This window comes from Streptomyces sp. NPDC029956 (genome assembly GCF_055574655.1).
Genome location: NZ_JBVHZJ010000056.1, coordinates 1 through 23,059, shown reverse-complemented (window position 1 = coordinate 23,059; position 23,059 = coordinate 1). Strand labels below are relative to the sequence as shown.

The 23,059-nt window shown below is 70.3% G+C and carries 19 protein-coding genes and 3 pseudogenes; 11 read left to right on the top strand and 11 right to left on the bottom strand.

What is annotated here, in order from left to right:
- Positions 1-8: 8 nt before the first annotated feature.
- On the bottom strand, positions 9-1,487 hold the full coding sequence (locus ACZ4XX_RS32300; protein ID WP_468511409.1) for a CehA/McbA family metallohydrolase: 1,479 nt from the start codon (positions 1,485-1,487) through the stop codon (positions 9-11).
- A gap of 99 nt (positions 1,488-1,586) precedes the next feature.
- On the opposite strand from ACZ4XX_RS32300, the gene ACZ4XX_RS32295 reads away from it, so the two are divergent.
- Both ACZ4XX_RS32295 and ACZ4XX_RS32290 read left to right on the top strand, forming a co-directional pair.
- Positions 1,587-2,417: an LLM class F420-dependent oxidoreductase gene (locus ACZ4XX_RS32295; RefSeq protein WP_468511408.1), complete on the top strand. Its 831-nt coding sequence runs from the start codon at positions 1,587-1,589 to the stop codon at positions 2,415-2,417.
- Positions 2,418-2,622: 205 nt separating this feature from the next.
- Entirely contained in the window at positions 2,623-5,208 is a 2,586-nt protein-coding gene (locus ACZ4XX_RS32290) for a bifunctional FO biosynthesis protein CofGH (protein ID WP_468511407.1), read from the top strand.
- 4 nt (positions 5,209-5,212) lie between these two features.
- Here the strand turns inward: ACZ4XX_RS32290 and ACZ4XX_RS32285 are convergent, their stop codons facing one another.
- The gene (locus ACZ4XX_RS32285) at positions 5,213-6,292 is read right to left on the bottom strand and encodes a tyrosine-protein phosphatase (RefSeq protein WP_468511406.1); all 1,080 of its coding nucleotides are present in this window, start codon (positions 6,290-6,292) and stop codon (positions 5,213-5,215) included.
- Positions 6,293-6,446: 154 nt separating this feature from the next.
- Between ACZ4XX_RS32285 and ACZ4XX_RS32280 the strand changes: the two genes are divergently transcribed.
- A complete protein-coding gene (locus tag ACZ4XX_RS32280) occupies positions 6,447-7,565 on the top strand; it encodes an ADP-ribosylglycohydrolase family protein (protein WP_468511405.1) in 1,119 nt (372 codons plus the stop codon).
- Positions 7,566-7,596: 31 nt separating this feature from the next.
- Here the strand turns inward: ACZ4XX_RS32280 and ACZ4XX_RS32275 are convergent, their stop codons facing one another.
- Positions 7,597-9,141, bottom strand: a complete 1,545-nt coding sequence (locus ACZ4XX_RS32275; RefSeq protein ID WP_468511404.1) for a sodium:solute symporter family protein — start codon at positions 9,139-9,141, stop codon at positions 7,597-7,599.
- A gap of 185 nt (positions 9,142-9,326) precedes the next feature.
- Entirely contained in the window at positions 9,327-10,109 is a 783-nt protein-coding gene (locus tag ACZ4XX_RS32270; protein ID WP_468511403.1) for an SDR family oxidoreductase, read from the bottom strand.
- A gap of 82 nt (positions 10,110-10,191) precedes the next feature.
- On the opposite strand from ACZ4XX_RS32270, the gene ACZ4XX_RS32265 reads away from it, so the two are divergent.
- Positions 10,192-11,025 (top strand): hypothetical protein, encoded by an 834-nt coding sequence (locus tag ACZ4XX_RS32265; protein WP_468511402.1) that lies wholly within the window; start codon positions 10,192-10,194, stop codon positions 11,023-11,025.
- 102 nt (positions 11,026-11,127) lie between these two features.
- On the opposite strand, the gene ACZ4XX_RS32260 is transcribed toward ACZ4XX_RS32265, so the two are convergent.
- The 3 genes from ACZ4XX_RS32260 to ACZ4XX_RS32250 all read right to left on the bottom strand — a co-directional run bounded on the left by ACZ4XX_RS32260 (position 11,128) and on the right by ACZ4XX_RS32250 (position 13,304).
- Positions 11,128-11,328 (bottom strand): DUF397 domain-containing protein, encoded by a 201-nt coding sequence (locus ACZ4XX_RS32260; protein WP_073916245.1) that lies wholly within the window; start codon positions 11,326-11,328, stop codon positions 11,128-11,130.
- Positions 11,329-11,532: 204 nt separating this feature from the next.
- Positions 11,533-12,393, bottom strand: a complete 861-nt coding sequence (locus ACZ4XX_RS32255) for a helix-turn-helix domain-containing protein (protein WP_229315753.1) — start codon at positions 12,391-12,393, stop codon at positions 11,533-11,535.
- A 212-nt stretch (positions 12,394-12,605) separates the two neighbouring features.
- Positions 12,606-13,304 (bottom strand): GOLPH3/VPS74 family protein, encoded by a 699-nt coding sequence (locus ACZ4XX_RS32250; RefSeq protein ID WP_468511401.1) that lies wholly within the window; start codon positions 13,302-13,304, stop codon positions 12,606-12,608.
- 174 nt (positions 13,305-13,478) lie between these two features.
- Between ACZ4XX_RS32250 and ACZ4XX_RS32245 the strand changes: the two genes are divergently transcribed.
- A complete protein-coding gene (locus tag ACZ4XX_RS32245) occupies positions 13,479-15,896 on the top strand; it encodes a D-alanyl-D-alanine carboxypeptidase family protein (RefSeq protein WP_468511400.1) in 2,418 nt (805 codons plus the stop codon).
- 492 nt (positions 15,897-16,388) lie between these two features.
- Complete coding sequence (locus ACZ4XX_RS32240) at positions 16,389-18,074, top strand: MFS transporter (RefSeq protein WP_468511437.1); 1,686 nt, start codon at positions 16,389-16,391, stop codon at positions 18,072-18,074.
- Between the two features lie 49 nt (positions 18,075-18,123).
- Here ACZ4XX_RS32240 and ACZ4XX_RS32235 read toward each other — a convergent pair whose 3' ends face one another.
- Complete coding sequence (locus ACZ4XX_RS32235) at positions 18,124-18,555, bottom strand: hypothetical protein (RefSeq protein WP_468511436.1); 432 nt, start codon at positions 18,553-18,555, stop codon at positions 18,124-18,126.
- A gap of 71 nt (positions 18,556-18,626) precedes the next feature.
- Entirely contained in the window at positions 18,627-19,013 is a 387-nt protein-coding gene (locus ACZ4XX_RS32230) for a hypothetical protein (protein ID WP_468511399.1), read from the bottom strand.
- Between the two features lie 168 nt (positions 19,014-19,181).
- On the opposite strand from ACZ4XX_RS32230, the gene ACZ4XX_RS32225 reads away from it, so the two are divergent.
- Positions 19,182-19,649 (top strand): DUF4240 domain-containing protein, encoded by a 468-nt coding sequence (locus ACZ4XX_RS32225; protein WP_468511435.1) that lies wholly within the window; start codon positions 19,182-19,184, stop codon positions 19,647-19,649.
- A gap of 6 nt (positions 19,650-19,655) precedes the next feature.
- Here ACZ4XX_RS32225 and ACZ4XX_RS32220 read toward each other — a convergent pair whose 3' ends face one another.
- On the bottom strand, positions 19,656-20,249 hold the full coding sequence (locus ACZ4XX_RS32220) for a UTRA domain-containing protein (RefSeq protein ID WP_468511398.1): 594 nt from the start codon (positions 20,247-20,249) through the stop codon (positions 19,656-19,658).
- Between the two features lie 328 nt (positions 20,250-20,577).
- Here ACZ4XX_RS32220 and ACZ4XX_RS32215 point away from each other — a divergent pair.
- The 4 genes and pseudogenes from ACZ4XX_RS32215 to ACZ4XX_RS32200 all read left to right on the top strand — a co-directional run.
- Positions 20,578-21,024: pseudogene (locus tag ACZ4XX_RS32215) on the top strand (helix-turn-helix domain-containing protein); the annotation flags it as partial.
- Positions 21,025-21,162: 138 nt separating this feature from the next.
- Positions 21,163-21,480, top strand: a pseudogene (locus ACZ4XX_RS32210) (amidohydrolase family protein); the annotation flags it as partial.
- A 274-nt stretch (positions 21,481-21,754) separates the two neighbouring features.
- Complete coding sequence (locus ACZ4XX_RS32205) at positions 21,755-22,417, top strand: hypothetical protein (RefSeq protein ID WP_468511397.1); 663 nt, start codon at positions 21,755-21,757, stop codon at positions 22,415-22,417.
- Entirely contained in the window at positions 22,414-22,911 is a 498-nt protein-coding gene (locus tag ACZ4XX_RS32200) for a hypothetical protein (protein ID WP_468511396.1), read from the top strand. The genes ACZ4XX_RS32205 and ACZ4XX_RS32200 overlap by 4 nt, the downstream gene beginning before the upstream one ends.
- 29 nt (positions 22,912-22,940) lie before the next feature.
- On the opposite strand, the pseudogene ACZ4XX_RS32195 reads toward ACZ4XX_RS32200, so the two are convergent.
- Positions 22,941-23,059: pseudogene (locus ACZ4XX_RS32195) on the bottom strand (IS5/IS1182 family transposase); the annotation flags it as partial.

Here is a 23,059-nt window from a genome sequence, read left to right as displayed (position 1 = left end):
CCCGCCCGTCAGCGGACGTCCAGGAACACCGGGTTCGTGAAGGCGACGAGCGCCCCCGGCAGCGGGGGCAGGGCCGCCGGGTGCCGGACCTCGGCGCGCACGTACGTGGCGTACGCGGCGGTCGTCGCCCACTCGGCGGGTCCGGCCGCCACGGGCGTCGTGTGCAGCACTCCCTGGTCCGTGACGAAGCGGACCGTGCCGCCGTCCGGGGCGCCGGTCACCCTCAGCCGTACCGTCACCGGCTCGTCGTCCGCGACCCGCAGCCGCTCCCCGATGCCCGCCGAACGCCCCCGGCCGTCCGTCACCGAGAACTCCAGGGAGACCGCGGAGGACTCGGCGACGTACGAGCGGCCCGCGCGCAGCCCCGCGAGGATCGACCTCCGGCTCAGGTCGTCGGCGAGGACCACGGTCTGCGGGGTGCCGACGCGCTCCGGGTCGCGGTGGGCGTCGCTGTTGCCCATCGCGGGCGTCCAGCGGCCCCGGGCCAGCGCCGCGTCCCAGCCGGCCAGGGACACCTCGTCGTCCGGGGTGAAGGGGCCGTTCCACACCTCGACGGCGTCCGCCTCGCCGAAGCCGGACCTCCACATGCAGCCGACGCAGGTGGCGTGCGGATGGGCGGGGACGACGAGGCCGCCGGCCCGGCGGATCTCCCGCGCGAAGTGCCCGAAACGGTTCTCCCTGGCCCGGTAGCGCCAGTCGACGAAGGTGCCCGGGTCGGTGCCGATCGCGAGGACGTGCCCGTTGCGGGTGGTGACCTCCTCGCCGAGCAGGATCAGCAGGTCGTCCCCGGCGAGCCCGGCCCACGCGCCGTGCCCGCCGTGGGTGTTGTGCTCGGTCGCGGTCAGGAAGTCCAGCCCGGCGGCGCGGGCGAGCGCGGCGACCTCGGCGGGGGTCCGGCGCCCGTCCGAGTACACGGTGTGGACGTGGCAGTCGCCGCGGTACCAGGCGCGGCCACGGCCCGCGGCCCGCTCCGGCGGGTACACCGGGCGGGGCGCCGGCGCCCCGGCGCCGAACCGGAGGGTGACCGTGACGCGGTACGGGAGCCCCTGCGGCGCCACGGTGTAGGGGGCGAGGACGACGTACCAGGTGCCGGCCTTCAGCGGCCCGGCGATGTAGCCCGGCGTCGCCTCGTCCGTCCGGACGAAGAACTCCTTGCGCGCGCCGCCCGACCAGCCGCGGAAGCCGTTCCCGCCGAGTGCGGTGCCGCGCTGGTCGAAGAGGCCGATGTCGAGGGCGTTGCCCTGGGTGCCGACGGGCACGGCGGGCCGTTCGTAGGAGTACGCGACATGGAGCTCGCGGACGCCGCGGGGCAGCTCGACGGGGAGGTACACGTAGTCGGGGGAGCCGGGCGGCAGCGTGCCGGTCACGGTCTCCGTCCGTTCGCCGTCCTCGGCGTGGGCGAAGCTCACACCGCCCAGTGTGACGGCCGAAGCGATGCCCGTCGTGATGCCTGTCGCGAGGAGTGCCCGTCTGCTCGGTTCGCTCATGGAGGCACCCTGGCGCGCACCCGTGAACGCCCGGCCAACGCGGCACGCACCCGTGTCGCACCTCTCGGAAATCCAGCCCCCACGCCCTACCGTGCCGCTATGCGGATCTCGACCACGATCTTCCTGACCGACGAGACCATCAGCCCCGTGCGGCTCGCGCGCGAGCTCGAACAGCGCGGCTTCGGCGGGCTCTACCTCCCCGAGCACACCCACATCCCCGTCGCCAGGGACACGGACTACCCGGCGGGCGGTGAACTGCCCCGGGAGTACGGCCGCACCCTCGACCCCTTCGTCGCCCTCGGCCAGGCCGCCGCCGTCACCGAGCGCCTCGCGCTCGGCACCGGCGTCACCCTGATCACCGAGCACGACCCGATCGCCCTCGCCAAGCAGATCGCGACCCTCGACCACGTCTCCGGCGGCCGCTTCACCCTCGGCCTCGGCTTCGGCTGGAACAAGGAGGAGGCCGCCGACCACGGCGTGGACTGGCGCACCCGCCGGGAGCTCGGCCGCGACCGCCTCGACCTGATGCGAGCGCTCTGGGCCCCTGAACCCACGGCGTACGAAGGAGAGTTCGGCCATTCGGTCCGCGCCTCGGAAGCCTGGCCGAAGCCCGGGGGCGGGGCGCCCCGCATCCTCCTCGGCGGCGCGGCGGGCCCGAAGCTCTTCGCCCAGATCGCCGCACAGACGGACGGCTGGATGCCGATCGGCGGCCGCGGCCTGACGGAGTCGCTCCCGGTCCTGAAGGAGGCGTGGGAAGAGGCGGGCCGAGACCCGAAGACCCTGGAGATCGTCCCGTACGCGGTCCTCCCGACCCCGGGCAAGCTCGCGCACTACGCGGAACTGGGCTGCCGGGAGGTCGTCCTCCAGCTCCCCCCGGCGACCGAACCGGAGGTCCTGCGGGTCCTGGACGCGTACGCCGAGTACCTCTGACCTGTCGACCGCGGAACACGCCCCCGTGACGCCGAGGCGCCGGGCGGCACCCGGCACCGCTTCGTGGAGGATCGGCCGCTTGCCGCTTGCCGCTTGCCGCTGCCGCTTGGCGCCTGGCTGCACCCGGCACCGCTTCGTGGACGGATCCGCCGCTTCCTGCGGGGACCCGAAGCCTCCTCGTGGTGCCCGCTCGTATGCTCGGTTCATGACGGATGACCAGGAAGCCCGCCCCACCGCGAACGCCATGCGCCGTGCCTTGAAGCGGGCCAGGGACGGGGTCGCGCTCGATGTCGGCGAGGCGGCCGTGCTGCTGCGGGCGCGGGGGGAGGATCTGGCGGACCTGGTCGCGTCCGCGGGACGGGTCCGGGACGCCGGGCTCGAGGCGGCCGGCCGGCCCGGGATCATCACCTACTCCAAGAGCGTGTTCATACCGTTGACCCGGCTGTGCCGGGACAAGTGCCACTACTGCACCTTCGTCACCGTCCCGGGCAAGCTCCGCCGCGACGGGCACGGCATGTTCATGTCGCCGGACGAGGTCCTCGACATCGCCCGCCGTGGCGCGGAACTGGGCTGCAAGGAAGCGCTGATCACTCTCGGGGACAAGCCCGAGGACCGCTGGCCCGAGGCCCGCGAATGGCTCGACGCGCACGGCTACGACGACACCATCGCCTACGTCCGCGCCATGGCCATCCGCATCCTGGAAGAGACCGGGCTCCTGCCCCACCTCAACCCCGGGGTGATGTCGTGGACCGATTTCCAGCGGCTCAAGCCCGTCGCCCCGTCGATGGGGATGATGCTGGAGACGACCGCGACCCGGCTGTGGTCGGAGCCCGGCGGCCCGCACCACGGCTCCCCCGACAAGGAGCCGGCGGTCCGGCTGCGGGTCCTCGAGGACGCCGGGCGGTCCTCCGTCCCCTTCACCTCCGGCCTGCTCCTGGGCATCGGGGAGACGCCGGAGGAGCGGGCGGAGTCGCTGTTCGCGCTGCGCAGGGTCTCGCGGGCGTATCACTCCGTCCAGGAGCTGATCATCCAGAACTTCCGTGCCAAGCCGGACACGGCCATGCGCGGCATGCCGGACGCCGAACTCGACGACCTCGTCGCGACCGTCGCCGTCGCCCGCCACATCATGGGCCCCTCCGCCTGCCTCCAGGCCCCGCCCAACCTCGTCGACTCCGAGTACGAGCGCCTGATCGCCGCGGGCATCGACGACTGGGGCGGCGTCTCCCCCCTCACCATCGACCACGTGAACCCGGAGCGCCCCTGGCCGCGGATCGAGGAGCTGGCCGAGAAGTCCCGGGCGGCGGGCTTCGAGCTGCGGGAGCGGCTCTGCGTCTACCCGGAGTTCGTCACGCGCGGCGAGCCCTGGCTCGACCCGCGCCTCCTACCGCACGTCCGCGCCCTCGCCGACCCCGAGACGGGCCTCGCGAACCCCGACGCACCGGTGCGCGGGCTGCCGTGGCAGGAGCCCGACGAGGCGTTCACCGCGTCCGGCCGCACCGACCTGCACACCACCATCGACACCACCGGGCGCACGCACGACCGGCGCGAGGACTTCGACGACGTCTACGGCGACTGGGACGCCCTGCGGGAAGCCGCCGCCCCCGGCATGGTCCCCGAACGCGTCGACGCCGACGTCCGCGAGGCCCTCGCCGTCGCCGCCGACGACCCCACCAGGCTGACCGACGCCCAGGCGCTGGCGCTCCTGCACGCCGACGGGCCGGCGCTCGACGCCCTGACCCGGATCGCGGACGACGTCCGCAGGTCGGTGTCGGGCGAGGAGGTGACGTACATCGTCACCAGGAACATCAACTTCACCAACGTCTGCTACACCGGCTGCCGTTTCTGCGCCTTCGCCCAGCGCCGTACCGACGCCGACGCCTACACCCTCTCCCTCGACCAGGTCGCCGACCGCGCCGAACAGGCCTGGGACGTCGGCGCCGTCGAGGTCTGCATGCAGGGCGGCATCCACCCCGACCTGCCCGGCACCGCCTACTTCGACATCGCCGCCGCCGTGAAGAAGCGCGTACCCGGCATGCACGTCCACGCCTTCTCCCCCATGGAAGTCGTCAACGGCGCCACCCGCACCGGCCTGTCCATCCGCGAATGGCTCACCGCCGCCAAGGAGGCCGGGCTGGACTCCATCCCCGGCACCGCGGCCGAGATCCTCGACGACGAGGTCCGCTGGGTCCTCACCAAGGGCAAACTCCCCACCGCCACCTGGATCGAGGTCGTCACCACCGCCCACGAACTGGGCATCCGCTCCTCCTCCACGATGATGTACGGGCACGTCGACCAGCCACGGCACTGGCTCGGCCACTTCCGCACCCTCTCCCGCATCCAGCAGGAGACCGGCGGCTTCACCGAGTTCGTCACCCTCCCCTTCATCCACACCAACGCGCCCGTCTACCTCGCCGGCATCGCCCGCCCCGGCCCCACCGCCCGTGACAACCGCGCCGTCATCGCCATGGCCCGCCTCCTCCTCCACCCCCACATCCCCAACATCCAGACCAGCTGGGTCAAGCTCGGCACCGAAGGCGCCGCCGAGATGCTCCGCTCCGGCGCCAACGACCTCGGCGGAACCCTGATGGAAGAGACCATCTCCCGCATGGCCGGCTCCAGCTACGGCTCCTACCGCTCCATCCGCGACCTCGAAGCCATCGCCGAAGCGGCAGGCCGCCCGGCGAAGCCCCGGACGACCCTCTACGGCGAGGTGCCGGAAGAACGACAGCGCACGGCGAGGGCGTCGGACGGACACCTCCCGGAACTGCTGCCGGTCCTCCCGCAGGAGTAGCGGGTCAGCCGACCAGCAGGTCCTTCTTCAGCTCCTTGAGCTCCCGGTCGTCGATGCCGAGGCCCTTCCGCAGGTAGCCGCGGAAGGAGCCGTACTCCTCCTCGACCTCGTCGAAGCTCGCGTCGAGGTACGCGGGGCGGACGTCGAGGAGGGGCTTGTAGACGGCGGCCTGCGGGGCCGGGAGGTGGGAGAGGATCGCCTCGTTGGCGGCGGCCCGGTAGGTGTTGCTGGCCAGGTAGTCGGCCATGACGGTCTCCTCGGGGACCCCGAGGGCGGTGAGCAGGGCGGCGTTCGACCAGCCGGTGCGGTCCTTGCCGGCCGTGCAGTGGAAGAGGACGCCGCGCCCGCGGTCGGTGCCGATGCCGTCGAAGACGGTGGTGTAGGCGGTGCGGGCGGTGTCGCCGCTCACCATGAAGCGGTTGCCCTCGACCATCATGGCCGCGGCCTCGGCGGGGCTCTTCGGCATCGACGTGAAGGTGCCGGTGCCGGCGAGGACGTCGGCGACGACGTGCGTGGCACCCGCCGGGACGCGGTCGGGCGCGGAGGTCCGCTCGGACTCCGTGCGCAGGTCGAAGACCGTACGGACACCGAGGCGCCGCAGCTTGGCGAGGTCGGCGTCGGTGAGCTTCTCCAGGGAGTCGGAGCGGTAGACCTCGCCCATCCTCACCCAGTGGCCGTCGGCGGTGCGGTAGCCGCCCGCGTCACGGAGGTTGACCGTGCCCTGGAGGCGGATCAGCCGGTCGGCGAGGTGCAGCGGGGTGCCCCGGTCGGGGACCAGGTCGAACCAGCGGCGGTCGGTGGCGGCGAGGCCGGAGACGGTGACGGAGCCCGTGGCGCCGCCGCGGGCGACGGTCCGGTCGCCGGTGCGGATCGTGACCCCGCGGGTGCCGGGGGCGCTCCACGCGACGGTGTAGGTGCCGCCGGTGTGCTCGGTGACGGTCGCGGCGGTGAAGGGGACGCGGCGGTCGTCGCCGTGCCGGTGGCCGGGGGAGTGCGCGGAGGCGGCCGGGGCGACGAGCCCGGTGAGCAGGACGGCCGCGAGTGCCGCGGCGGAGAGGGACGTGACTCGTGTCAGGGGGTTCATGACGCGGATCGTTCAAGTCATGCCCCAACCTCGGGTGAACTGCGGTCAAAAGTGAACTGAAGGGCTTCGGATCACATAACGTTCCGGTCCCCGAACGGGCGTATCCGGTCCATTACAGTGCTGCGCAGACCGGTCTACGGGGGGAGGGCACGTCGTGGCCACGACAGCCGCGGCCGTGTGGGGCCGCGCCGAACAGCAGGACTTCCGCGCCCGCGTACGGGGCTGTCTGCTCGGCGGAGCCCTCGGCGACGCCCTGGGCGCCGGCGTCGACGGGCTCACCCTCGACGAGATCAGGGACGCCCACGGACCTGACGGACTCGGCGAGCCCGCGCCCGCGTTCGGCCGCCGCGGCGCCGTCACCGCCGCCACCCAGATGGGGCTCTTCACCGTCGACGGCCTGATCCGCGCCCAGGTCCGCCGCGACACCGGCGCCTGGCACCCGCCCACCGACGTCCACCGGGCGCATCTGCGCTGGGCCGCCACCCAGCGCGACTGGGGCCCCGACGAGCGTCGCAAGGACAACGGCTGGCTCGCCCACGAGGAATGGCTCTACGCCCGCCGCAACCCGCCCCGCGCCTGCCTCACCGGCTTCGGCGACGAGGTCCTCGGCACCCTCGACAGGCCCAAGAACCCGGAGGCCTCCGACTCCGGCGCGCTCGTCCGCTCCGCCCCCTTCGGGCTGCTCGTCGGCTGGGAGCCGCAGCTCGTCTGCCAGCTCGCCGTGGAGTGCGCCGCCCAGAGCCACGGCGCCCCGGCCGCAGGCCTCGCCGCCGGCGCCTTCGCGGTCGTCGTCCACGGCCTCGCGCGCGGCGGCTCCGTGGAGGCGGCCGTCGACCGGGCCCTCGGGCAGCTGGCGGCGCGCCCCGGCCACGAGCCGGTCACCGAGGCGCTGGGCCGCGCCCTCGGAGCCGTACGGGAAGGGGTTCCGGATCCGGAGCGGGTGGCCGCCCTCGGGGCGGACGAGGACCGGGCGGAGGGGCAGCTGGCGGCGGCCGTGTACTGCGCGCTGGTCGGCGAGGACGTACGGCACGGGCTGCGGCTCGCCGTCAACCACGACGGGCCGTCGGCGGTGACCGGGGCGCTCACGGGCGCGCTGCTCGGCGCCCTGCACGGCGAGACGGCCCTCCCGCCGGCCTGGCTGGCCGAACTGGAGGGCCGTGCGACGGTCCTGGAGCTCGCGGACGACTTCTCGATGGAGATGACGCAGGGGGCCGCCCTGCACGGCCCGACGGAGTCGTCGCCGGGCTGGCTGGCGCGCTACCCGAGGGGCTGACCGGCGTGCCTCGCCCCGGCGCCGACCGGCGCTACCCGAGGGGCTGACCGGCGCGCTCGCCGCCCTGCGCGGGGATCGCGGCGTCGCCCTCGTCGTCCGGGTCGCTGCCGATCCGGGCCAGGAGCGCGTCCCGCTCCGGGGTGTCCTCGGGCCGGACGAAGCCGATGAGGACGTACAGGACGAGGGACGTGGCGAGCGGCGAGACGATCTGGATCTGCAGCTCGATGCCGTCGAGGCCGTAGTTGGTGAGCCAGAAGACGAAGAGTCCGGCGGCCCAGGAGACGAGCGCCGCGGTCGGGCCGGACTTCCGGAAGGTGCGGAGCAGGCCGAGCATGAAGGGGATGGCGATCGGCCCCATGAGCCCGGCGACCCACTTGATGACGACGGTGATGATGTCCTTGAAGGTGGGGGAGTTGACCTGGGTGGCGATGGCCATCGACAGCGCGAGGAAGGCGATCGTCGACCAGCGCGCGGCGAGCAGCCCGGCCTTCTGGCTCCAGCCCCGGGCGGCCTTGCTGACGGCGGGGGCGATGTCACGGGTGAAGACGGCGGCGATGGCGTTGGCGTCGGAGGAGCACATGGCCATGGTGTGCGAGAAGAAGCCGACGACGACCAGGCCGAGGAGGCCGTGCGGCAGCAGCTGCTCGGTCATCAGGGCGTACGAGTCGGAGGCGTCGGGCTTCTTCGGGTCGACGAGCAGCGGCGCGACCCACATGGGGAAGAAGAGGACCAGCGGCCAGACGAACCAGAGCGCCGCGGAGAGCCGGCCGGAGCGGGTGGCCGCGCGGGCGTCGGGGGTGGCCATGTAGCGCTGGGCCTGGTTCCACATGCCGCCGCTGTACTCGAAGGTCTTGATGAAGAGGTACGCGAGGAGGAAGGTCAGCGTGTACGGGCCGGCCGTCGGTGCGGTGTGGCCCTGGAGCTCGGGGCGGTCCCACACGGTCCACAGGGCGCTGAAGCCGCCGAGCTTCCCGAGGACGGCGACGAGCATGGCGACGCCGGCGAGGAGCTGGATGACGAACTGGCCGAGTTCGGTGAGGGCGTCGGCCCAGAGCCCGCCGACGGTGCAGTAGATGCCGGTGACCACACCGGTGATGAGGATGCCCTGGTTGAGGGAGATGCCGGTGAAGACGGAGAGCAGGGTGGCGATGGCGGCCCACTTGGCGCCGACGTCGACGATCTTCAGCAGGACGCCGGACCAGGCGAGTGCCTGCTGGGTGGGGAGGTTGTAGCGGTCCTTGAGGTATTCGAGCGGGGAGGCCACCTTGAGGCGGGAGCGCAGCCGGTTGAGCCGGGGCGCGAAGAGGTTCGCGCCGATGGCGATGCCGATCGCGATGGGGAAGGACCAGGTGACGTAGGACGTGACGCCGTAGGTGAAGGCGATGCCCGCGTACCCGGTGAACATCACCGCGCTGTAGCCCGACATGTGGTGGGAGATGCCGGAGAGCCACCAGGGCATCCGGCCGCCGGCCGTGAAGAAGTCGGAGACGGTGTCCACCCGCTTGTGGGACCAGACACCGATCGCGACCATCACGCCGAAGTAGCCGATGAGCACGGCCCAGTCGAGACTGTTCATGGAGCCCCCTCCAGGGGTTCTGGTCCGCCTTGTGAACGCCGTTCATGGTGTGGCGAGTTACAAGGCAGGGACAATGCAATGGAGGGTCAAGGGACAGTAAAATCGTTCTGTTTACTGACTCTTGTTCATGTCCATGAACTTCTCCCGCGTGGAATCGGCGGAGAATCAGAAGGTTCCTGCGGGTATCAGCGCATCAGCTCCCCGGCGTTGACCAGGAGCGACTGACCCGTGATCGCGCGCGCCCGGTCCGAGGCGAGGAAGGCCGCGGCCTCCGCCACGTCCCCGTCCGTCGCGAGCTCCGGGAGGGCCGTCCGCTCGGTGAGCCGGGCGAGCACCTCCGCCTCCGGGACCTTCTCGGTGTGCGCGGTGAACCGGACGAAGGCCTGCACCGGCGGCCCCCACATCCAGCCGGGCAGCACGGTGTTGACCCGGATGCGGTGCGGCCCGAGCTCGTGCGCGAGCGAGTACATCGCCGAGGTCAGCGCCCCCTTCGAGGCCGCGTACGCCGCCTGCCGCACCTGTGTGGGCGCGGCGACCGCCGACTGCGTGCCGATCAGGACCACCGAACCCCCGCGCGCCTTGAGCGCCGGCAGGCAGGCCCGGGTCATCCGCAGCGTGCCGAGCAGGTTGACGTCGAGGACCCCCTGCCAGGTCGCGAAGTCGGCGTCCTCCAGGCCGCCGAAGTAGGAGTCCCAGGCGGCGACGTGGACCACCGCGTCGATCCCGCCGAACCGCTCGGTCGCCAGGGCGGCGAGCGCGTCGCACTGCGCCTCGTCGGTGATGTCGGTGGCCCGGTGGGCGGTACGGCGCCCCTCCGGGTCGATCTCGGCGGCGGACTTGGCGAGGTTGGCCTCGGTGCGGGCGCCGAGGACCGCGTTGCCCCCGTCCCGTACGACCGTCTCGGCGATGCGGTGACCGAGTCCGGCGCCGACACCCGACACGACGACCGTCTTCCCCTGGAGCAGCATCCGGGTCCTCCCTGGGCCTGTTCATCGATCTGACGGTCCGTCAGAGTAGGGCCGAGTCGCCGACAAGGGAAGGGGAACGAGGATGAGCGAGGAGACCCGCAGCGAGACGTACGCGGAGCTGGCGTCCGTCGGCCCGTACGGGGTGCGGCCCGGCCACGCGCTGATCACCATGGTCGAGCCGCACCCGGGCCACGAGTACGCGTACAACCGCTGGTACGAGGACGACCACTACTACGCCGGCGCCATGGCCATGCCCTGGATGTACGCGGGCCGCCGCTGGGTCGCCACCCGTGAACTCCAGGACCTGCGCACCCCGGAGAAGTCCGCCGTCGCCCGGCCCGTCACCGCGGGCTGCTACCTCTCCACGTACTGGATCACCGAGGGCCGCTACGACGACCACATGAAGTGGACCGTCGGCATCAACAAGCGCCTCAACCGCGACGCCCGCGTCCACCAGGAACGGACCCACGTCTTCACCGCGTTCCAGGACCACGAGGCGACCGTCTACCGCGACGGAGCGGCCGGCCCCCGCGACTTCCACGCCCTCGACCACCCCTACGCCGGGCTGATCCTCCAGGTGATCGACACCGAGGGGCCCGAGCGGCGGGCGGAACTCCTGGAACGGCTGCGCTCGCGCGAACTGCCCCGCCGGCTCGCCGGCTCACCCGCGGCGATGGTCACGCTCTTCCGCCCGACCCCGCTCCCCGGCGACCGCATGACGTACGTGAAACAGGTCGAGGGCGTCGACACCCGGCTGACCCTGCTGTGGTTCCTGGAAAGCGACCCGAGAGAGTGCTGGACGGACCACTTCGCGGACCTGGAGTCACTGGGGGCGGACGCGGGCCGGGTGGAACTGGTGGCGCCCTTCATCCCGACGGTGCCGGGGACGGACCTGTACGTGGATCAGCTGCGCTAGGGGGTGGCGCCCGGTCCGGGGGCAAGGCCGAGCCCCCTCGGCCAGGACGGCGGACCGGTCGAGAGGGCTCTTTCGTACTGCTGACGGCTCGAGCGACGGGGCTCAGAGGGCCCCGTTGCTCACCTCGCCGACGAAGGCGTTCCACGATCCCGGTCCGAAAGAGAGGGCGGGACCCTCGGGGGCCTTGGAGTCGCGCACCGCGATCGCGGTCACGAGGGGGGACTTCACTTCGACGCAGGCCCCGTTCCCTCCGGAGTACGAGGACTTCGTCCAGGTGTCGGTGCCACCCTGAATAATCGCCATGCTGCTCAGCTCCGGTTCTGCCAGTGGATGTGTCGCGCCAACGTTCTTGCCGGCGTGATCGACGCTACTCGCCGGTCCCGTCCGGCGGGACCGGCGTTCACACGTCCGAGTGGCATATTCCAACTGAGCTTCCGTGGGAGCGAGTACGCGGTGTACCGTGCCTGCCCCGCTGTCTTTCGGCCCTGCGCGGGGGCGTTTTTCGGCTCAGCCCCTGGCGTGCTTCTTCACCATCTCCGAGATGAAGTCGCGGGTCTGCTCCACGTTCAGGGCCTGCGCCCTGAGGTGCTCGTACATGACGCTGTACTTGCCGACGTCCTGCGCCTTCTCCAGGTACAGATCGCTCGTCACGCCCTCGATGTAGACGACGCTGGAGTCGGACGTGTCCGGGAACTCCAGGATCGAGTACTGCCCGCTGATCCCGGGATGCGCGCCCATCTCGAACGGGATCACCTGCACCGTGACGTGCGGCAGATGCGACTGCTCGATGAGATGCTCCAGCTGCTCCACCATCAGCTGCCTGCTGCCGACGATCCGGTGCAGCGCGCCCTCGTCGATGACCGCCCACAGGCGCAGCGGACGCTCCTCGTCCCGGATGCGCTCCTGGCGGCGGGTGCGGACCGTGACCCGCTTGTCGATGTCCGCGGGCGTCGACTCCGGCAGCGCGCCGGTGATGACCGCCTCCGCGTAGGCGTGCGTCTGGAGCAGTCCGGGGATGATCTGCGGCTCGTACATCCGCAGGCTCTCCGCGTCGGTCTCCAGGCCGATGTAGACGCTGTACGGGATGTCGCCGAAGGCGTGCCACCAGCCCTGCTGGCGGGAGTCCTTGGCCATCTGCATGAGCGAGTCGACCATGCGCTCGTCCTCGACCTCGTACACGCCGCACAGGTCGCGCACATCGCGCTGGCTGATGGAGCGGCGGCCGTTCTCCAGCCGGCTGATCTTGGACTGGGAGACGAGGAGACGCTCGGCGACCTGCTCGGCCGTCATGTTCTTCGCTTCCCGGAGCTTGCGCAGCTCCTGGCCCAATCGGCGTCGCCTGACGGTGGGGTTGACGTTGGACGCCACGGAAACGGCACCTCCGGCTGTCTGCTGCGTAGCTGTGGGTATCTATCGCTTGGCAGACTGCCACCAAAGTCCAGGTGTGCGCTGGAAAACGACCACAACGTATGCACGGCTGACCACCGGAGACGCCCGGGACGCGCGTGCGCGGGGCGGCCGTCCAGACCGCCCCGCACACCTGTGCGGCTCCCGGGTGGGTTCTGTGCTGTGCGTGGTGCCTAGAGCGCCGCCGCGCGGGCCATGTTGCCGCGAGGCTGCGCCGGGACACCCGCGGCGCTCCGACGCGGCTGTGCCGCCGCGCCGTTCTGGACGTCCATCACGGCGTGCGCCACGAGTCCGCCCATCGGGTCGTGCCGGATCAGATCGCGCAGCCGGGACCGCGACGACCGTCCTTCGTTGCCGGGGTAGAGGTGCTTCCCGAGACCGACCGCGTGGGCCAGCGCGGCAAGCGCCGCGGTCCGCGGGTCCGGCGGTACGCCGGTGCGGATCGCACTGTCCAGCCGGGAACGGATCTCCCGACTGATCGCCGTGTCCGTCGCCTGGTAGCGAGTCGTCGGCAACACCCCGCACATCTGGGTCTCCACGGCATGCACCATGCCGCATCGCTCCAGATGCGAGAGATACGTCTGACGGAGCCCCAGCCGGGGTCCGCCGATCCAGTGGACGGCCCGAACCGGGCTGCCGCGCCTGCGCAGCAGCTCCAGTGCGGAGTCCAGTGTCGGATCTCCGGTCGGCCGTGGCATCACCACGGCGATACGATCCCCGTCAGGGGCTATCCGGCCTGCCAGCGCCAGCTCCACTAGCTGTGCTCCGGCCAGACCGAGGTCGAGCGACTGCGGCTGCGCTGTGGTACCCGTGGTCGGGTCCAGAGCGAGCAACAGAAGCTCTTCCGGAATGGTTCTGCGGCTCCTGCCCATCCATGCCTCCCCGCGTGGATGAATGACAGGGTGACCCCTCTCACATTCATCTGTCGAGAGTGCCTGGGTGGTTCATCCGGGAACCAGTAGGTATGTCGTTCTCGTCTAGCACGGGGGCCAAGGGGTTCACACAGGACACTGGTACACGGACCGGTACATGGTCCGTACGTAGCCATGACGCATGGAGGAGGCACGGTGGCGGGCGAGTCCCCCGACAAGGCGGAGCAGCAGGGGTCGTCTCAGGAGACGACGGCCTCGGGCGGCGGCGGCAGGGATCCTCGGCTTTCCGTGCTCCATGAGTCGGACGCCTCGTCGGCGGCTGCGGTTGCGCCGACTTCGACTTCGGCGGTCCAGCTGGACCAGCCGACGGCCGTCTTCAAGACGCTGACGCCGCGGACCTCGGAGGACGACGCGCCGGCGGCGGCGCCGGAGTCGGACCGGTCGGAGCGGCCGAAGCGGTCGGAGCAGTCGGAGTCGGAGCCGGAGAAGGCTCCGGAGCCGGAGAGCGACCGTCTGAAGGCCGCGGTGGCGGCGTGGGTGGCGACGGCGGAGGAGCCGGAGGCGGAGGACGCCTCCGAGGCGTCCGGTCATGCCGAGGACGCGTCCGAGGGCGAGGCGGAGTCGGACGTGTCCGCCGAGGCTGACGACGAGCCCGAGGGCGGGCAGGAGGGCGGCGAGCCCGAGGACGCGTCGGACGACGAGACGCGTGACGACTCCGACGAGGAGCCCGTCGAGGAGCCCGTCCAGGCGACGGCGACCGCGGAGTCCTCCACGGCCGCTACGGCCGCCACGGAGCAGCCCTCCGAGGAGGAGCCCTCCGAGGAGTCCGCCGCGGAATCCTGGTTCGCCGCGCGGAAGCCGGCGGCGGACGCGAAGCCCGCGGCCGAGGAGCCGACCGAGGCTCCCGCTCCCGCCGACGTTGCGGACGCGGACGACGACGGCGGTCACGACGACGTCGAGGACGAGCCGGTCGACCAGCCGACGACCATGTTCAAGGCCGTCCGGCTGCCCGTGGACCAGCCCACGACCGCGCTGAAGCTCCCGTCCTCCCTGACCGGCAAGGGCGCCGGCACCGCGGACGCGGACAGCGAGCGCACCAGCACCTTCCTGCCGCTGCGGGCGGACATCCCCGCCGAGCAGAAGGCCCAGGCGGCCCCGGCGGCACCCAAGGCGCCCGAGGCTGCCAAGCCCGCCGCCTCCGCCCCCGTACAGCCGAAGGCGCCGTCCGCGTCGACACCCGCGCCCGCTGCTGCGCCCGCTCCCGCGCTCGCCGAGGCGGAGCGGACGCGGCAGCAGCCGCTCCCGCCGCTGCCCCCGCTCGACCTGCTCGCCGAGCTGACGAACACGCCGCCTCCGCCGCCGACTCCACTGCGGACGACGGTGCGCCGGGTGCGGATCTGGACCCCGCTGATTCTGCTCGTCCTGATCGTCTTTGCGATCGTGCAGATGGTCCGCCCGCTGCCCCCGCCCGTGCTGACGCTGTCGGCCGCGCCGACCTTCACCTTCCAGGGCGGCGAGCTGAAGCTGCCGTTCCCCACCGAGGGACAGGGTGCCGTCGAGGTCGAGGGCGTCGGATCCATGGGGACGTACGGGGCGCAGAAGCCGGCCCCGATCGCGAGCGTCACGAAGACGATGACGGCGTACGTGATCCTCCGCGACCACCCGCTCAAGGGGAGCCAGAAGGGCCCCGAGATCGAGATCGACCAGAAGGCCGCCGAGCAGGGCAAGGCCGAGCACGAGTCGACGGCGGCGGTCCAGCAGGGCCAGACGTACTCGGAGAAGGAGCTCCTGGAGCTCCTCATGATCCCCTCCGCGAACAACGTGGCCCGGCTGCTCGCGCGCTGGGACGCCGGTTCGGAGGCCGCGTTCGTCGAGAAGATGAACGCCGCCGCGAAGGACCTGGGCATGACCCAGTCCACGTACACCGACCCGTCGGGTCTGCTCGACAGCACCGTGTCGACCCCGCAGGACCAGCTGAAGCTGGCGAAGGCGGTCATGCAGTACGACGTGTTCCGCGAGATCGTGAACATGCCGAACGTGACGGTGGAAGGCATCCCCGGTCGGATCGAGAACAACAACAACATCCTGCTCAAGCCGGGTGTGAGCGGTATCAAGACCGGCTCGTCGACCCCGGCGGGCGGCAATCTGCTCTGGTCGGCGAACACCGTCGTCGACGGCGAGAACCGGCGCATCCTCGGCATCGTGATGGGTGCGAAGGACGCGGAGCAGCTCGGCCAGAAGCTCCAGCTCGCCATCGACAACAGCTACAAGATCATCCAGCAGGCCCAGAAGGACGTCACCTCGGCGGCCGTGGTCCGCAAGGGGCAGGTCCTCGGCTACGTCGACGACGGCCTGGGCGGCCGGACGCCGGTCGTGGCGACGAAGGAGCTCAAGGCGATCGGCTGGCCGGGCCTCCGGGTGAAGCTGGCGCTCACGGACGGAGGCAAGGCCGTCCCGCACAGCGGCAAGGCGGGCGACGTCGTCGGCCAGGTGTCGATCGGTACGGGCGCCGGCAAGGTCAGCTCCCCGGTCGCGCTGCAGACGGACCTGGCGGAGCCCGGCTTCGACAAGAAGCTGACGCGCGTGGGCTGACGCGCGTGGGCTGAGCCGATCGGGCCGGGCGGTCGTCCGCTCGGGCCGGCCGGCCACCCGCTCGGCTGGGCTCCCCGGGTTCTCCGGGGAGCCCAGCTGTTAGCGTTTTCCCGGGGACGAGTACGACGCGTGACACACGCGAGAGAAGCGAGACGGGCAGCACGGGAAAGGGCCGCAGTGACCACCGCCGAGCCGACACGCGCCGACCGCGCGGACTCAGCCCCTGATTCCGACCATGCCGACGGCCGCGCAGACGGCCGCGCCGATGCCCACGGCGAAACCACGACCACGGCCGCCACCACGACCACGGCCGCCACCACGACCGTCACCGAAGCCGCGACCACGACCGTCACCGACGCCGCCGACGATGACGCCGCCGACGATGACGCGTCCCGTGATTCGCTCCCGCGAATAGTGCTTCCGGCTCAGCGGCCGGTCCCGGCGCCCACCGCCCCGGCCCCGGCCCCGCGGCGGAAGCGCCGCTATACGGTCATGGCGGCCACCGGCCTCGCGGCCGTCACCCACATCCTGTGGTTCTTCTTCTTCGCGAACAGCGGCGGCGACCTGGCGGCGCAGGACGCGTGGGCCGAGTTCGTCGGCCGCCACCCCGACTCGGCGTACAACCTGGCCTGGTACGGCGGGATGCACCCGGTGTCGTACAGCGTCGTGTCGCCGTACCTGATGTCGCTGCTCGGCGTGCGCAGCACGATGATGGTCGCGGGGACGCTGTCGGCGGGGCTGACCGCGCTGATCCTGGTGCGGGTGCGGGCGGTCCGCAATCCACTCGCGTGCTCGATCGCGGGCGTCTTCGCCTTCCTCTGCAACGCCTTGTCCGGGCGGGTGACCTTCGGCCTCGGCATGATGTTCGCGGTCGGCGCGGTCGCGGCGGTGTTCTGCTGGCCGCACCGCTGGCGCCGCAAGCGCTGGGCGAAGGCCGCGGTCGCGGCGCCGCTCGCCGGTCTGGCCACGGCGTGCAGCCCGGTGGCGGGCCTGTTCCTGGGGGTCGCGGCGGCGGCGCTGTTCCTGAACCGCCGCCGGCCGGGCGCGTACGCGCTGGGGCTCGCCCCGGTGGTGGTCGTGGCCCTGTCCTCGTGGCTGTTCCCCTTCTCCGGCACGCAGCCGATGGCCTTCGGTTCGACGGCGCTGCCGCTGCTGTTCGGAGCGCTGACCTTCCTCCTCGTCCCGAAGGACTGGCGTACGGTCCGCACCGCCGCGGTGGTGTACACGATCGGCACGCTGCTCACCTGGCTGATCGACTCGCAGATCGGCTCGAACATCTCGCGGCTCCCGATGCTCTTCGCGGGCGTCGTGCTGCTTGCGGCCCTGCCCTACACGGCGCCGCGCTCACGCCGCTGGTACGCACTGGTGCTGGCCTTCGTCGGCCTGAACTTCTGGATCGGCTTCAAGGGCGTCGACGACGTGATCCGCACGGCCCCGGACGCCTCCTGGGCGCGCGAACTCGCGCCGCTGATCAACCAGCTCCAGGTGCGGGACGCGCGCAAGGCGCGGGTCGAGGTCGTCCCGGCGTCGAGCCACCGCGAGTCCTCGGCACTCAGCCCGTACATCAACCTGGCGCGGGGCTGGAACCGCCAGGCGGACATGGAGCGCAACCCGCTCTTCTACGACGACACGCTGAACTCCGTGAACTACGAGGAATGGCTCCACCGCTGGGCCGTCCACTACGTGGTGCTGCCCACGGGCGCGCCCGACTCGGGCGCGGAGCAGGAGGCGGAGCTGGTCGGCGAGGGCCTGCCGTACCTGAAGCAGGTGTGGTCGGACGAGAACTGGCGCCTGTACGAGGTCGCGAACCCGACGCCCCTCGCGAACCCGCCGGCGGTGGTGCAGAGCGCGGAGGAGAACGAGGTCGTGATCCGCGTCGAAACCCCCGGCCGGGTCCTCATCCGCGTCCCGTACTCGCCGTGGCTGGCCCTGATGGACGAGAACGGCGGCAAGATCGAATCCCCGCAGGAGACGGAGGCGTCGAAGCTGGCCCGCGAGGAGTCGGACACCGAGATCACGAAGGTCTTCGCCAACGAGGAGGGCTGCCTCTTCAAGACGGAGGCGGACGCGGAGGGCGACGAGTGGACGCAACTGATCGCCCCGAAGGCCGGCGTCTACCGCCTGGCGGCCCCGTACAAGCTCTCCCGGGGCACACCGTGCCCGGAAGAACTCCGCTGAGCCTCGGCCTCGGCCTCCGCCTCCGCCTCCGGCGGGGCGGGCGGCGGGGTCAGGGCTGGCGGTAACCGGCCAGCAACCGTCGCATGGCGAGGGCGTGCCCGCCGCTCCCGATGACGAGCGCCCGGTAGACCCGCCCCGCCGCCCCGGGAAAGACGGCACGGGTCTCGGCGCGCAGCCGGCAGCGCCCGTCCGTCAGCTCCTCGACCCGGAAGACAAGGCTGTACGTGGAGAACCGGTGCCGCCCTTCGAGCGCCAGCTCCCGCCCCGGCACGAGCCGGGCGACCCGGAACCCGGGAAACTCCGACCCGACGCCGAGCGGCCGGCCCCCACCGTTCTCCCGGGGAACGGCCCCCACGACCCGCGCGTACCGCGCCCCACTCCCGGTGGAGAGCGACCGCCCGACCTTCACGAGCAACCGCCGCCAGAACTCCTCGACCCCGGCGTCCACGACGACGACATGCTCATCGACAAACGGCAACACACTCACGGAAGCCTGCCTTCGGTCGGCTACGGGATACGTGCGGCTGACACGACGAAGACCACCCGGTGACGTCACCGGATGGTCTTCTCGCTTGTGCCCCCGGCAGGATTCGAACCTGCGACACCCGCTTTAGGAGTTCGGTCGGGGCGGGTGCTGCCGGGGTCGGACTGCTGATCGCGGCCGCCGTGAGGGGCCGTAGGGGACTGCTGCGATCCACCGTCGTTGATGTCAGCCGTGGATGTCGGCTGTCGACGGTCAGCGAACGGCCGCCGATAGTCCGAGGCGTCGCCGACCGGGGGATAGTCCCTGCCGAACATCACGTAGACGGGGTTGTCGGTGTCTCCGGCTTCCAGCGCCAGGAAGATGTCCACGTCGTGGTTGGCGAACCGGTGCAGGTACTGGACGAACAGCTCCAGCTCCTCATCGGACAGCCGCTCGTCGTGCCGCTCGTTGTGCATGCCGCCCACCCCCGTTAACGACTATCGACCGGGACGGACGATACCCGGGCCGAAACAGAGAGGCGGCTCCCGGGGCGTCCACCGCTACCGTGCGGGCCGACTCCATGAGGTCCTTGGTGACCTGACGGCGTGGATGTCAGACCGCCCTGACATCCTGCGCCCGTGAGAATGACATGGGCCGACTTCTGGGCACTGATAGCCACCCTGGACGGCGAGGCGACCGAAGAGAGCTGCCAGCGCCTTGCCGAGCTGCTGAGCCGCCGCTCCGTCCCCGACATCATCGGCTTCGCGGAACGCCATGCCGAGGCTCTCTACCGCCTGGACCAAGAGAAGTTCGGCTCCCTTCCCGTGGTTGACCTGACGACTGGGGACGGCAGCCCTTTCCCGCAGTCGGCTGACGTCTTCCTGTACACCCGTTGCGCCGTGGTCGCCGCCGGCCGAGCAGTCTGGGAAAGCGTCTTTTTCGACGTCGACAAGTTCACCCCGTACACCTCCACCGAGTACGACGGCGAATGGCTGCTGTACGTGCCGGACAAGGCGTATGAGCTGGCCACAGGCGAGGAGTGGCACCGCCCGACTCGGTACTGCTTCGAGAGCTACTCCAACCGGGACGGCTGGCCACACCTACGGACCTGAGACGAACTACCGCTGGATGGGGATCTCGTAGACGATCTCGCAAAGCGCGGCGGGTACGACGATGTCAGCCGTCTCCACTGGCCTGCCCTGGTCGCTGTAGTAGGTCCGCCGGATGTGCGTGACGAGTGCGGCCTTCTGAATCCCGAGAAGTGACGCTTCCTCGGCGGTCGCCCGCCGAGGCTCCGGCTGCTCGACGGCGTGGCTGACCGTGACGCCGATCTCGGCCATCCGGTTCACGACGCCGGCCCCGGCGTGGGGCCCGCCCTCGGGAAGGACGACGAGGGTTCCGCCGGTGAGGTCGTACGGCTCCCAACTCGTCGACAACTGCACGGGCCGCCCGTCGGCGAGGAACTCGTACACGGTCCGGACACACAGCTCGCCTTCAATGCCGAAGATCACGCTGCAGCCGGCAGTGAGACCCTTCTGCTGGCTGTAGTGGAGAGGCACCGTGGACATGTTCTGGTAGGCCCACCAGTTGTTGGTGCCGTTGCGCTCGTAACCGAGCCTGGCAGTCAGGCTGCCGCCTGACTTGCGGTAGTAGTTGACCATGATGAGGCTGCCAGTGCCGTTGCTGTAGGCAGACAGAACGCCATTGGACATCGAAGTGCAGCGAGCGCTCACCGGGAGGTGGCCATCACTTGGACACGAGGTCGCTCCGCCTGCGTATGCCGGCGCGCTGAGGCCGACCATTGCAGCTGCGGCCGCACCAACTACGGTCGCTCGTATACCAGATCCCACGAAAGTCTGCCTCTGCCTGATCAGTAAGTGAACCGGCCGATCGTAGATGTGGTCACTCGCTGCCTTCCGCTGAGCAGTGATTGTCTGTCAAGTCATTGAGTGTTTCAGCGTGGTCGCTGATTGGGTGAAAGCTGGTGAGGTTGGGGTGAGGGCCGCAGCGGACAAGGATCCCGTGCCGTCGGGGGAGATAATGGAAGTCTCAACCCAAGGCGCAGGAGCCCTGTTGGATCGGCATCCTGCCGCACTCGACCTCCCGCATCCCCTGGTCGAGTGGGTCACCATGCTCACCATCACCCATGAGCGACACCGCAGGTGCAAACTCCCGCCGCACCAGCGCGCGCTCGTCGCTCTGGTGTACCTGCGCTGCCACGACACCCTTCCCCGGATCGCGGCCGGCTTCGGGATATCCGTCGGCACCGCCCACGCGTACGTCATCGCCGTGACCGGTCTGCTCGCCGAACGCGCGCCGGGCCTGCTCAAGACGCTGCGCGACCACGATCCGGAGTTCGTCCTCCTGGACGGGACACTCACCGAGTGCGACCGCGTCGGCAACAGCCGGGCCGACTACTCGGCCAAGCACCGCAGACACGGCGGGAACGTCCAAGTCATCACCGAACCTGTCGGCGAGGTGCTGTGGAACGCGGCACGGCACCTGCGCACACGGCTCCGGAGGGCGCGTGCGTCTCTGGCGTATTGGCAGGTCAAGAGTGTAGAGGCGGGGTGGTGTGTCCCGCTGGTCCACAAACGGGCCGCGCCTCTACCGTCCTGTCCCGTGGCCGGTAACGTGCGGGAGGAGCACCGGGTTTGGGGGGAGACCTGATCCCGAAGCCGCCGTCCACGCCCTACTCCCGGCAGATCTTCTGCTGCTTCTTCCGCGACAAGCACGGCATCGAGGGCGATCGAGACGATCGGCGTGGACAACGCCATCTTCGAGACCGACTACCCTCACGTCGACTCGACGTGACCACACACGAAGCAGGTGGCGGCGGAGCGCGTGGCCGGCCTACCGGGCGAAGTCGCCTACAGGCTTCTGCGCGGCAACGTGACCCGCATGCTGGATCTCCCCTTCGATAAAGACCGGTCCGCCCCGTAATGACCCCTTTGTTCGCCGAGTGGAGTACGGATCCGCTCAGCGAGCGAGGGCGATCACCCAATGCCGCTCGATGAAAACCTGACAGATTTTCATGGCCGATTCGCGTATGGATGAGACTGCTTGCACCAAGCGCACTGGCCTGGACGTAGATCATTTACCCTGGAAGCTCAAATCTCCCTCATAAATTCTTACTTGCCGTCACGAACCCGAGACGGCGAGGTAAGTTCTTATCAACCGATCGCTCTGACCAAGCGATCCAGCTGAAGGGGGATTCTTGCGCACAATGATCCGTAGGAGCCTCGTAGTTCCGATAGCCGCCGTAGCCATTTTCGGCTCGACGAACTCGGCTGCTTTCGCCGAACCGATGGAGACGACTCCCGTGGAGGAAGGCATTCTGCAGCCCGGCCCTCCGCCGGAGGAGGGGGAGGGCTTTGAGCCAGCTCCCTCCGAGACGGAGGAGCTGCCGCCCACATCGGGGAAGCCGCCGGCAGACGGCCCGAGCGCCGAGTACTGCGGCCCCACCAAGAATGTGTACAAGCCGAACGCGAATCTCGGCAAGGCCCATGCCGGCATCGGCGTCGCTCAGGCCAACTACAACGCCACGAGTCGCACGGCCCGTTCCTGGTTCAAGTCTGAGGTAGGCGGCGAGGTGGGAGTGACGCTCTCCCCGGAGGTCAAGGTGTCCGCAAGCGTCGTTGTCTTGGAAGTCGAAGCGAAATACGGCGTCGACCTCTCCGCCAAGGTGACTGCCAAGGTCGGCAATGAGATCCAGGTCGACACGCCACCAAAGAAGACCACGTACGCGAAGTTCGGGGTCTGGCGGATGAAGAACACTGGCACTGCCTACACGATCTACAGCAATTGCACGACGTCGCCGAAGAAGACCGGAACGACTTTCACCCCCTGGTATGTCGGATGGTACCTGTGGGAGCGATGACCAAAAACTTCGGAAGGCCTCAGGGAATTAGATTCCTGCTTCTGGGAGTGAGTGCATCCGTCGCGCTCCTCTCTGTCGGCTGCACGACTGATGAAGGCGAAGGAAAGGAGAAAGACCCGGCTTCCGCCACCCCCTCTTCGCCCCGACCAAGCGCGACAGCTACGAAGGAAGAACATTCCGGCTCTGTCGCAACGGCGCCAAAACTTATCGACGGTAAGTCTCTCGCCGCTGTGGCAAATATTCAGGGCAACATGGAAGTGCCTCTCAAGGGCGGCGTGCGCGAAGCACCGCTGAGCATCATGGTTTCGTGCCAGGGCAAGGGAACGGTGACCGTTACCTACGCCCCCTCCGGACTGTCCTTCCCGCTCCAGTGCGTGGACAGCACGGTCAGCACCACGTACAACCAGATCGACCTCAAGCACGAACGGGCGTCTGCGTCCGTCAGCGTGCAGGCACCGAGCTCTGTGCGCTGGGCCATGAGCGTCGGCCAGTAAGTACGACTAGGGCGAGTATCGGGTTGTGATCAAGGAGTGGTCCTGGCCAGGTTCTTGATCCAGATAATCGCGCCGCGAAGGTGGAGGCCGGCGAGGTAGCTCGCAGGGGTCTTGTCGTAGCGAGTGGCGATGCCTCGCCAGGCTTTGA